The organism is Ruegeria sp. AN6 (genome assembly GCF_056540425.1).
Map to the genome: position 1 here is coordinate 267,632 of NZ_JBQFWR010000001.1, position 11,158 is coordinate 278,789.

Here is an 11,158-nt window from a genome sequence, read left to right on the forward strand (position 1 = left end):
CTGCCAAGTCAGGGCTCCTACTTTGTCTAACCTGTTTTTCTACGGCACTTTGCGCCATGCGCCTTTGCTGGAACTCGTGATGGGTCAATCTGCGGACGAATTGTCGGCGAAACCTGCAATCTTAGCTGATCACGCGGTGTATTCAGTAAAGGGCCAGCCTTTTCCCATGATCGTTGCTGAAAAAAGCGCAACGGTAGATGGTGTATTGGTTCAGGGGTTGGGTAAGGACGTGCTTGCCCGATTGGCCTTTTATGAAGGCGGCTTCGAATATGATCTGCGCCAGCAAACGATCAAAACCAGCGAAGATGGGAATCATCAGGCATTGGTGTTCTTTCCCGACTCGGTGGCATGGAAGACCGGCACACTCTGGGATTTTGAGGCATGGAAAAACGATTGGAGCGCTTTGTCGATGCTGGCAGCGCAAGAGGTTATGGCCCAGTATGGGTGTGTTGATGCCTCGACGATTGCAAATAGTTTCCCTGCGATCCGCACACGGGCATGGGCCAGACTCGCAGCGCGTCAGCGAAGCACCGGAGATGCCCGGGACACCAAGAATGATGTCGTAATCCACCAACGCAACCACCCTTATGTCAACTATTTCGGTATCGATGAGATAGAGCTGCAGCACCGTCAGTATGATGGCAAGATGGGGCCTGTATTGCACCGCAGCGGCTTGATGCAAGGATCTGCAGTCATCGTCCTGCCTTACGACCCCAGGCGCGATACGGTTTTGCTGGTCGAGCAGTTTCGCGCACCTGTATTCTTGATCGACGACCCCGAACCATGGATGTGGGAACCGGTCGCCGGTATGATTGACCCTGGCGAAACACCCGAGCAGGCAGCGTATCGTGAGACACAGGAAGAGGCGCATGTTTCTCTGTCTCGGCTGGAATATGCAGGCGGTGCCTATACATCCAGTGGATCGTCAACCGAATACGTCTACCTCTATGTCGGGCTGGGTGATCTGACGACGACCGTTGAAAGTGGTGGTCTTGCCACGGAAGGGGAAGATATTCGGAGTAAAATTCTGCCGTTTGACGATTTCATGAACATGGTTGATACCCATGTTTTCAAGGACTTACCGCTTCTTTCGTTGGCACATTGGCTGGCGCGAAATCGCGAACGTCTGCGCGCATAACTATCCCGGCTTGTGATCAAGTCAGGGCGCCTGTAAATCTGCTGCAATACCACATGACAAGAGGACGCCATGCGCATTGCGAAAGACCTTGCCGACGCGGTCGGTAAAACACCCTTGATCCGGTTGCGTCGCGTCAGCGAAGAGACAGGCTGTGAGATCCTCGGCAAAGCCGAGTTCATGAATCCGGGTCAATCCGTCAAAGACCGTGCGGCGTTGTTCATTATCCGCGATGCAATTGCGCGCGGAGACCTCAAGCCCGGTGGCACAATTGTCGAGGGTACGGCGGGTAATACTGGCATTGGTTTGGCATTGGTCGGGGCCTCAATGGGTTTCAAGACGGTGATCGTCATTCCTGAGACTCAATCGGAAGAGAAGAAGGACATGCTCCGACTTGCCGGAGCTCAGCTTGTGCAGGTACCTGCTGCGCCTTACCGCAATCCCAACAATTTTGTGCACTATTCCCGCCGCTTGGCTGAGGAACTTGCCCAGACCGAGCCCAACGGAGCCATTTGGGCGAACCAGTTCGACAATGTCGCCAACCGGCAGGCGCATGTGGAAACCACCGGCCCAGAAATCTGGGACCAAACCGGTGGCAAAGTTGATGGCTTCGTCAGTGCGGTCGGTTCGGGCGGGACCCTAGCGGGTGTCGCCGAGGTTTTGCAGCCCAAAGGCGTAAAAATCGGATTGGCTGATCCGATGGGGGCAGGCCTTTATTCTTATTACACTACAGGTGAGATCGCGATGGAGGGCGGCTCCATCGCCGAAGGCATCGGACAGGTTCGGATAACGAAGAACCTAGAGGGGTTCACCCCTGATCATTCCTGGCAGATCACCGACAATGAGGCGTTGCCCTACATCTTTGATCTGCTTCGCGAAGAAGGTCTGGTGATGGGCGGATCAACCGCGATCAATATCGCGGGCGCTGTACGTCTCGCGAAAGAGATGGGGCCGGGGCACACCATCGTGACCGTATTGTGTGACTTTGGAACGCGCTACCAATCCAAATTGTTCAATCCTGACTTCCTGCGGGAAAAGGAACTGCCTGTTCCGGATTGGATGACCGAAGCACCGCGCAGCATTCCCGGCGTATTCGAGGACGTGTGATGCTGCGACAGGTCCGCCTGTTTCTGTTTCTAAGTTTATTCTGCCTGATCGGGCTGGGTGGGATCGCATCTGCCCAGCTCACTGACCGGCAGAGTGAATATTACCAGGGCTGGGTCAGCACGGCGGATCGGGCGGAATCTGTGATTCGCGCGAACCGGGCATCGAATGCCGCGTTAGAGAATTTGCGCTCAGAAATAAACGGTTACCGCGAAGACTTTAACATGGCGCGCGGCGCAAACACGGATCGTATTCAGACGCTTGAGGGCCAGCTTAAGGCGCTTGGCACGAAGCCGGTAGACGGCGAGACCGAGCCTGAAGATATTGCCAAGCTGCGCACACATCTTGAAGAGCAACTTAACAGTTTGCGGGTGCCGCGCATAATCTCGGAAGAGGCTTTCAGCCGAGCCAACGGGTTAATCAGCGAAATCGACCGGATCATTCGCGATCGTCAGAAAAAAGAGATGCTGGAACGCGGGCCATCGCCTTTCAACCCCGTTTACTGGGGCCCAGCCTGGATCGACGTCAAGGAAGCGGCGCAGAGCCTGATCAATGAAACCGTCACGAATATGCGGTCTGACATCGTTCACGAGCGCATTCGTGAGCGTGGTCTCGGCATTTTCGTTCTGTTGGCCATATCTGCGGTATTGCTGCTTTTTGGGCGCAAGTGGTCCGAAAAAGGGGGCGCTTTTCTGCGTTCTCTGGGGGGGCGCGGAAGTGGAGTCTGGACCTTCGTCGTCTCTCTGCTGCGCATACTGCTGCCTTGGTTGGGCGTTCTGGCATTGGTCACGGCGATCGTGCAGACTGGTGTTCTGGGCTTGCGCGGTACGTTGCTGATTCAGAATATTCCTTATTGGGCTGCCATCATCTTCTACTTTGACTGGATCGGTCGACAGGTCTACCTGATGGGGGCCTCTCAGAATTTCAAACGATTGTCGGCAGGCAGAATTCGAGAACTGCGGGTCTATATCGATCTACTGGCCGTCATGCTTATTTTGCATGATCTGGTTTTGCTATTTGAGCAAATTGAGAATATTTCGGACGCAACACGAGCGGTTGTTGGATTCCCGATCGTATTGGTTACGGCGCTGCTGCTGCTACGTGTGCGTCAGATCCGTCAATCAGAACCACAGGAAGAGCAGACAGATTCAGAAACGTCTCGCAGAGCGGCTGGTTTTAGTCAGTTGGTTGAATTGCTGCGGCGCGCTCTGTTCATACTTGGGATTGCAACACCAATGCTGGCGGCATTGGGGTATATCAATGCCGCCGAAGCAATCGTCTTCCCAGCCGTGAAAACACTGGTTCTGATCGCGGCGCTTGTGATCATACGACGGTTTATCACCACGATTTACGGTTGGTTATCGGGGCAGGGCGAGGCCGCGCGCGATTCTCTGTTTTCGGTTCTTGTTGGGTTTGCGCTGGCGATATTGTCGCTGCCTATTCTGGCGCTGTATTGGGGCGCACGCAAGACAGACCTGCTCGAGGCCTGGTCGCGATTGCTGCTGGGATTCGATATCGGCGGCGTCACGATTTCACCCAGTAATTTCCTCACCTTCGTCGCAGTTTTTGCCATCGGATACACATTGACCCGCCTTCTGCAAAGCGGGTTGCGCAACTCATTGCTGCCAAAAACCAGTATCGATCCCGGCGGGCAGAATGCCATCGTATCGGGAACCGGCTATGTCGGAATATTCCTGGCGGCGTTGGTCGCCATTGTTGTTGCTGGATTTGATCTTTCCTCCTTGGCGATCGTGGCTGGTGCCTTGTCGGTTGGTATCGGTTTCGGTCTGCAAACCATCGTGTCGAACTTTGTTTCAGGGATCATCCTGCTGGTCGAACGCCCGATCTCAAAAGGCGACTGGATCGATGTCAACGGCATGATGGGATATGTTCGTGATATCTCGGTCAGGTCCACGCGGATCGAGACGTTTGATCGGACGGACGTGATCGTCCCCAACTCTGACCTGATCAGCGGAGTGGTCACCAACTATACCCGCGGCAACACCATTGGCCGGGTGATCGTTCCTGTCGGCGTGGCCTACGGTACTGACACCCGAAAAGTCGAAACCATTTTGGGTGAGATCGCCAATGGGCATCCGATGGTTCTGGCCAACCCAGCGCCGAGTGTCGTGTTTCAAGGATTTGGTGCGGATTCTCTGGATTTTGAAATCCGGGCAATACTGCGCGATGTGAACTGGGTGCTATCGGTCAAATCCGACATGAACCATGAGATCAACCGCAGATTTGTTAAAGAGGGTATCGAGATTCCGTTTGCTCAACGCGATCTGTGGCTGCGAAATCCTGAGGTGCTGACGGGCCATTCTGAGGAGGCTAAGCCCGACGAAGACCTATCTCCTACTGCCCCTTCCGCGAAGCCTGCCGATTTGACAGCTGATGATTTGGACTCTGCCGGAGACGCAGATGCAGACGCGGATGGCGACGGTCGCTAAACGCGACACATCAAGCATTTTTCCCAAGTGATTATCGGATTGTTACATTTCGATGTAGTCTGATTTTTATTTGAAGGAGGAATTTCGATGGTAACTTTCTCACACAGCCTCGTGCGTATTGCGGTTTGGAACCTTGCGGGTTTCAACCCGGTTAACACAAGTCTGGGCATACCCGCCAATAGTGAGCGGGTCATCCACCAGATTGAAGGCTTGGCCCTGCTTGATGCCGAGTTGATCACGCTGGTCGAGGTTAGCCCTATAGAACATATCAACCGGTTGGCAGCGGGTTTGGCGGACAAGGGCTTGGATTATCAGGTCAAGATCCTGCAGCAACCCAACGGCAACATCCACATTGGGTTTCTCCACAAACCAGGGGTTTCGGTGACGGAGCTGGAGTTGATTGACGGTTCGGAAGGTGATGATTCCGGCGGGCGTCAGGCCCTTATCGCCGATGTACAGGTCGGCAAGTTCAAAGCTAAACTGATCGCGGTGCACCTGAAATCCGGTCGTGACCGGCCTGAACAACAGATACGTGATAGCCAATGTAAGATCATCGGTGCAAAGATCGCCGAAATCCGAGCGACACCGGGCCTGACTCAGCGCACGATCCTGCTGATGGGCGATTTCAACATGATCCCCGGTCAGGACGTCAGCAATTTCCACCATCTTGGTGGGGATGACATGATGGACTTTGTTTCGTGCTGGGATTTGCAAGACCGGTTCTCGCATATTCTGGAAAAGGGTCGCGCCAACCTGCTGGACGGGTTCGCTGTTTCGCGAACCTATTCCACCGACTATGTCCGCGGCAGCCTGCGGTTATTTCCGATGCATTGGACAATGAATATGGGGCGCGAGGCGTTCAAAGACGAGGTTTCAGACCATCTGCCATTTGTCGCCAGCTTTCGTATATTTTGAGCCACCTGTTTTTAAGAATGGGGCCTTGCGCTCGGTTCAGAAATTCGCATAAGTCACCTCTACCGGAGAGGTGGCCGAGTGGTCGAAGGCGCACGCCTGGAAAGTGTGTAGGCGGGAAACCGTCTCCAGGGTTCGAATCCCTGTCTCTCCGCCACCCACCTCAGAATACCTAAAGCATTAGTTTTATGTCCGAATTGTCGCCGATTTTCCGGCGGTTTGCACGGTATTTTTCGATGCGGAGACGGTTTGGAGGAGCGGATCTGCGGCCAATGCGCCTTGCGTCTCTGTTGGGTGCAAATCGGGGTGCGCTTTTGGGCCAAATTCCCTGCTAGCAGGGAATTTGCAGGGAAATTTTCGAAAAATGCGCCATTTGCGCAGCTTTGCGTTCTGAATCCACATTCTATTTCAATGAATTGAGGGGCAATTCCCTGGTCAGGTGAGCAGGGAATATGCAGCGAATTCGATTGTCGCGATGCGTGCAATATTCTGATGCCTCCGGCGGACCTCGTTTAAACCCCGAACATCTGCTCTTGCCGGGTCCAGTCGAGCGGTATGGGGCGACGCAGAATTTGCTTCAGGGTCAGATGCGGGGGCAGGGTGCCGTCGCGTATAGCGACCTGGATTTTGGGCGAGAGGAAGGCCAGCTTGCCACGTTGGCGGATCAGGGACCCGCTGCAGTTTGTCTGGTCTGCAATGTCCTTGATCTGCAAGCCGCCTTTCAAAAATCGCGCCCAGTGGTGGGCAGTGCTGAGTGCGTTCAGCAAGGTGGCGTCAGTCGCCGGGTTTACTTCGCCGATAACCAGCTGGTCTTGTCAGAAGAACTTTGCTTGAGCGGGGCAGGGCGGTTGCGTAGGTTTTGCCCATGACCAAACCTGCCTCTTTCAAGTATTTCAAAACCAGTCCCGAGATCATCCGCCTGGCGGTGATGCTTTATGTCCGATTTCCGCTTTCGCTTCGAAATATCGAAGACTTACTTCACGAACGCGGGATCGATGTCAGCCATGAAACTGTCCGCTACTGGTGGAATAGGTTCGGTCCGATGTTTGCTTCTGAGATCCGAAGAAAGCGTGTTCAGCAGCTGCGCGCGTTCTCGAAATGGAAGTGGCATGTGGACGAGGTCTTTGTGAAGGTGAATGGCAAACGTCACTACCTTTGGCGGGCTGTGGATCAGGAAGGTGAGGTGCTGGAAGCCGTTGTCACCAAACGTCGAAACAAGGCTGCAGCACTTAAATTCCTTAGGAGATTGATGAAACGGCACGGCAAGGCAGAAGAAGTCGTCACAGATCGCTTCGCGTCCTACAAAGCAGCGCTCAGAGAATTGGGTGCGCTGGACAAGCAAACGACGGGCAGGTGGCTCAACAATCGCGTAGAGAATTCGCACCTGCCGTTCCGACGACGCGAGCGTGCCATGCAGCGATTCAGGCGCATGCGAAGTTTGCAGAAATTCGCCGCCGTCCATTCCTCCATCTACAACCATTTCAACCAGGAAAGATCGCTCACCAGCCGAGACACCTTCAAGCTGACACGCAGCGCCGCTCTTGCCGAGTGGCGCGAACTTGACGCTGGATAAAGGGCAGCCTCACTGGCCTACCAGAGACGAGTTCGAATTCGTCTGACAGCACCGGCATATGAGTTTGAAGCTTGCTTGTCTCGCCTGTGGTCAGGGAAATAGGGTTCCGGAAGGCCGTCTGCGCGCTTCTCCTAAATGTGGAAAATGTGGTGCCCTGCTCGTGCCCCGGGCTCCCATCGATGTCTCTCTCGACGTTTTACAGAAGGCGGAACGTGTCGACGACGTTCTATTGATTGTGGACTTTTGGGCCGCATGGTGTGGGCCTTGCCGCATGATGGCGCCAGAGTTCGCCAAGGCCGCTCAGGCGCTCAAAGGTCGCGCGCGCCTCGCCAAGCTCGATACTGAGGCATTTCCGACGGCGGGAGTCCGGTATGGCATCCGTGGCATTCCACTTCTGATTGCCTTCCAAGGTGGCAAAGAAATCGGACGGCGGACTGGCGTGATATCCGCAAGCGACATAGCAGACTGGGTCGGCACAAGCACTGGCACGACACTTGATGGACATGCGGAATGAGCGATGATCCTTGCTAGGTTTTGTCAGAAGCACTTGGCTTGATGCGGAGCAGGGGGCTTTCGTGGCCTCAGCTTATGAATAAAAGATCGCCATTAAAGTACTACAAAACCAACCCCGAGATCATTCGTCTGGCCGTTAACCAGCAGGTTTGTCCGCAGAGTGCTCGTTCAAAAAAAAGCGGATCCCGCTGGGGGTTTCTCAGTGGGCGAGGAAGACCGGTAACTTGGTCTGTTCGACCATCGACCGGGTCGTTCCGCCCAAAACAGTCTGGATCATCCGGGCCTGACCGTATGCTCCCATCACGATCAGATCTGAGCCGGCTTCCGCCGCGCGGTCCTGAATAACATCGGCGACGGAGCGTCCACCGCTGGGATACTGTGATAAGGTTACCAAGCATCCATGATGGCTGAGCCATGTGGCCACATCGGTTCCGGGATCCTGCCCGTCACGGTTAACCGTGGTCACAGGGTCGATACATCCTATAATCACCTCGCGCGCGTCCAGCAGATGCGGTAGGGCGGCGTGAACTGCTGCAGACGCGGCCTCGCTGCTGTCCCAGGCGACAAATATGCATTCGGAATTTCGTGCTAGGTTGGCATTGATCCGAATTCCGATCGGTGAGTGGAACAAAACGCCGGATGCCGCTTCGGTCATCAGATCGCGGGTCTCCCGCAGACTTTGAGAAAAGATCGCCTCATCGCTGACACGGGCAAAACGCGCAACGACATGTTTGGTATCCATGCTTGCAGTAAGGACAGCCTCAACCTCCCCCGACGCATTTCTCTGTGCGAGCAGCTGTTCAATGATATCACACCTGAATTTGAGATTAGCTTGCGAGGAGGCTAGGGTCTCCTTCCAATCGTCCGGAATATTCAGCCCGCCATATGGCGGAACCGAGTAGGAATATGCAGGCAAGGCTGGGGCCATATCAAGCATAAGACAAAGCAAATGATGGTCCTCTCTTGCGGCCATTTCCGCAACCTTGCCGATCTCGTGGTCCTCGGTTTTAACATTCATAACAAAAAGTATGGTTCGGCGTTCCATAGGGGTCTCCGTTGAAGTTTGGCGCCAGTCGGAGGCCTTCAACTGTATCATGAATTGTATTTCGGCCACACGCCTTTCGCCGTCGTATAGAATTCTAACCTTTCAATTCTCCCATGCATTTTGGGAGAGAGGCGCTGACACGGAAAGCGGCAACATCGTCCGCGTTGTGGTCAAGGCCATATTTTCTTCCAGCGGCTGCTAGCTCACGAAGCAGCCGTCCCACTGAGTGTAACGTTCAAGTTGTATCGCCCTAGGATCTGCGGATCTGCACCTTGGTATCTTCCGACTTTGCCGGTGCGACCTTAGGAATAGTGATGGTCAGCACTCCATCCTTTAAGTGTGCATCGACACTGCCGGCATCCGCGTCCGGCGGCAGCCGAAAAGACCGACTGAAAGAGCCATACTGCCTCTCAGAGAAGAACCATGTCTCACCTTTCTCTTCGCGTTCGGTCTGCTTTTCGCCCTTCAGCGTTACAACACCGTCATGAACACTCAAGTCGATGTCTCCTTCAGCCACCCCTGGCAGTTCGACGCTTATACGGTAAGTGTCTTCCGATCCTGAGGCCTCTGATGCGGGGGCCAACCATTCGGATACACGCGTCCCCGCCTGCCGAAGAGGTTCATAAAGCGAAGGCCAGAAGCCACTGGTGTGAGATTTCTCAACCATTATTAGGTTCTCCTCTTTGATAGGTTGGAGAGATGTTGAGCTGGCCGCCGTTCCCCGTCCTTGATACGGATCAAAAGGGCTTGGCTGCAATGTCCGCGGAGCAGTCGTTCACACCGAGTGCAGCGAAGGTTCGCTTCTGAGCCCAAAGCAGACTTTAACGCAGTTACAGCAGTTGGCATTACGGCCGTCGGACCTTCACTACGTGGGAGGAATAATCACATCGCTCACTGCCTCGACATTCACCTTGGAAAAGCACTAAATTTAGAGAGAAGTGAATGCGCATCCCACATCAGAATTTGCCGTGTCGACGATTTCCGCTTTGCTTCAACGTAATTGGCGTTTTGAATCATTGCCCGCGTCTAGAAGCGAAGTACTTAAGCGCCTTGGTTGGCGTTTCGATCTGGGCATAGTCGGTCTCAGGTATCGACACGCCTAAGCGTGCGTGCAGGGCTGTCACAAGGTTCAAAATATCCATCGAGTCGAGCTCCAGATCATCTTGCAGATGGTCATCATCAGACACATCCGCCGGTTTGATGTCCGGCGCGATTTTGTGGATTTCCTCCAGAAAGGCCTGTCTAATCTCACTGTCGTTCATAGTTCCTCCGGTCTCGAAAGCTTTTCGGCCAACACTGTAAGGAATTTTGAGGCCTTCCTGCCGTCGCAGACGCGGTGGTCTGCAGAGAGCACAAAGTTCGTGACCTCACGGGGGGCAACTTTCTCCCCATCCACCCAAGGGCGGATTTGTGGGGCGCCGACCGCCAAGAGGGCAACCTGAGGAGGGAAGATCACTCCCGTCATACTGTCGGCACCACTCTCACCAAGGCTGGAAATTGTGAACGTTCCGCTGGTCAGTTCTGAACTACGCAATCGTCCGGATCGAGCACGGGTCACCAGATCACGCACCCCTTCCATGACCTCCTCAAGGGACATACGGTCTGCGTTGAAGAGCGCTGGGGCGACTAGTCCGCCGCCACGGAGGGCAATGGCGACTCCTGTATTGATCTTGTTACAGGGGACAAATGCTCCATTCACAACATGACCGTTCAGCGATTTGACGGCCTGCGCTGCGAGGGCGGCGGCCTTCACGATGGCCGCGCCGAGCAATATCCGTTCTGCCGGGGGCCGGTCCTTGTTGCGTGCGGCCAGCCATTCAGACAGGCCCTGAGTTTCAATCGTGTGTGAGACGTAGAAATGTGGAATTTCCTGCTTTGCGCGCGTCATCGCTGCGGCAACCGCCTTGCGCATTTCGGATAGGCCGTCCGTGGCTTGTTTGGAACTGGCCGCGTTTTTCGCGAAGATCTCAACATCGGCCAAAACTACTGCCCCATCCGGGCCGCTGCCTCGGAGTTCAGACAGCTTGAGGCCAGCATGCCGTGCTGCAACGCGGGCCGCCGGGCTGGCTGCCATAACCGCCGCCGGTCTGGGTGGCGTGGCCGAGACCTTTTGTGCATCAGGGCCATGAGATGGGATGCCTGGAAGCGCAGTGTCGGACGGGTCTGGCAAAACCGCTGGTGCTTCCGGCGGGTCCTCTCCTATACGGGCTAGCGGCTCTCCCACGGGAACGGTTTGACCGACTTGCGCCAGTAATTCTGAGACGCCCCCGGCTTCAAAACTCTCGATTTCTATGGCGCCTTTCTGTGTCTCTACCACGGCGACGACATCCCCCCGGTGCACCTCGTCCCCTGGCTGAATCAGCCACTCGACCAACGTACCGGCCTCCATATCTGCACCTAGCGAGGGCATCCGAAAAATACTCATG

The 11,158-nt window shown here is 54.9% G+C and carries 11 protein-coding genes, 1 tRNA gene and 1 pseudogene; 8 read left to right on the forward strand and 5 right to left on the reverse strand.

The features are described 5' to 3' along the window. Positions 1–22 precede the first annotated feature (22 nt). From ACR0MQ_RS01295 to ACR0MQ_RS01315, 5 genes are all read left to right on the forward strand, one after another. On the forward strand, positions 23–1,138 hold the full coding sequence (locus ACR0MQ_RS01295; RefSeq protein ID WP_480605368.1) for an NUDIX domain-containing protein: 1,116 nt from the start codon (positions 23–25) through the stop codon (positions 1,136–1,138). A gap of 69 nt (positions 1,139–1,207) precedes the next feature. Then, positions 1,208–2,242 (forward strand): cysteine synthase A, encoded by a 1,035-nt coding sequence (locus ACR0MQ_RS01300; RefSeq protein ID WP_010439636.1) that lies wholly within the window; start codon positions 1,208–1,210, stop codon positions 2,240–2,242. Next, positions 2,242–4,689 carry a DUF3772 domain-containing protein gene (locus ACR0MQ_RS01305; protein WP_480605371.1) on the forward strand — a complete coding sequence of 816 codons (2,448 nt, stop codon included), beginning with the start codon at positions 2,242–2,244 and terminating at the stop codon, positions 4,687–4,689. The genes ACR0MQ_RS01300 and ACR0MQ_RS01305 overlap by 1 nt, the downstream gene beginning before the upstream one ends. An 87-nt stretch (positions 4,690–4,776) precedes the next feature. Then, on the forward strand, positions 4,777–5,604 hold the full coding sequence (locus tag ACR0MQ_RS01310) for a GMP synthase (protein ID WP_480605373.1): 828 nt from the start codon (positions 4,777–4,779) through the stop codon (positions 5,602–5,604). A gap of 64 nt (positions 5,605–5,668) precedes the next feature. Next, a tRNA-Ser gene (locus tag ACR0MQ_RS01315) sits at positions 5,669–5,758 on the forward strand. Between the two features lie 355 nt (positions 5,759–6,113). Here the strand turns inward: ACR0MQ_RS01315 and ACR0MQ_RS01320 are convergent. Continuing rightward, positions 6,114–6,368: a hypothetical protein gene (locus ACR0MQ_RS01320; protein WP_480605376.1), complete on the reverse strand. Its 255-nt coding sequence runs from the start codon at positions 6,366–6,368 to the stop codon at positions 6,114–6,116. 98 nt (positions 6,369–6,466) lie between these two features. Between ACR0MQ_RS01320 and ACR0MQ_RS01325 the strand changes: the two genes are divergently transcribed. The 3 genes and pseudogenes from ACR0MQ_RS01325 to ACR0MQ_RS01335 all read left to right on the forward strand — a co-directional run bounded on the left by ACR0MQ_RS01325 (position 6,467) and on the right by ACR0MQ_RS01335 (position 7,688). Next, a complete protein-coding gene (locus tag ACR0MQ_RS01325) occupies positions 6,467–7,174 on the forward strand; it encodes an IS6 family transposase (RefSeq protein ID WP_480605379.1) in 708 nt (235 codons plus the stop codon). Between the two features lie 58 nt (positions 7,175–7,232). After that, positions 7,233–7,316 (forward strand): annotated as a pseudogene (locus ACR0MQ_RS01330) (thiol reductase thioredoxin); the annotation flags it as partial. 18 nt (positions 7,317–7,334) lie between these two features. After that, complete coding sequence (locus tag ACR0MQ_RS01335; protein WP_480606145.1) at positions 7,335–7,688, forward strand: thioredoxin family protein; 354 nt, start codon at positions 7,335–7,337, stop codon at positions 7,686–7,688. Positions 7,689–7,886: 198 nt separating this feature from the next. Here the strand turns inward: ACR0MQ_RS01335 and ACR0MQ_RS01340 are convergent, their stop codons facing one another. The 4 genes from ACR0MQ_RS01340 to ACR0MQ_RS01355 form a co-directional block, all read right to left on the reverse strand. After that, complete coding sequence (locus tag ACR0MQ_RS01340; RefSeq protein WP_480605381.1) at positions 7,887–8,732, reverse strand: universal stress protein; 846 nt, start codon at positions 8,730–8,732, stop codon at positions 7,887–7,889. Positions 8,733–8,982: 250 nt separating this feature from the next. Next, complete coding sequence (locus ACR0MQ_RS01345) at positions 8,983–9,399, reverse strand: Hsp20/alpha crystallin family protein (RefSeq protein ID WP_170603058.1); 417 nt, start codon at positions 9,397–9,399, stop codon at positions 8,983–8,985. 346 nt (positions 9,400–9,745) lie between these two features. Next, positions 9,746–9,994, reverse strand: coding sequence for an acyl carrier protein (locus tag ACR0MQ_RS01350; RefSeq protein WP_170485688.1), 249 nt, complete (start codon positions 9,992–9,994; stop codon positions 9,746–9,748). Continuing rightward, entirely contained in the window at positions 9,991–11,157 is a 1,167-nt protein-coding gene (locus ACR0MQ_RS01355) for a dihydrolipoamide acetyltransferase family protein (RefSeq protein WP_480605384.1), read from the reverse strand. The genes ACR0MQ_RS01350 and ACR0MQ_RS01355 overlap by 4 nt, the downstream gene beginning before the upstream one ends. Between the last annotated feature and the right edge of the window lies 1 nt (position 11,158).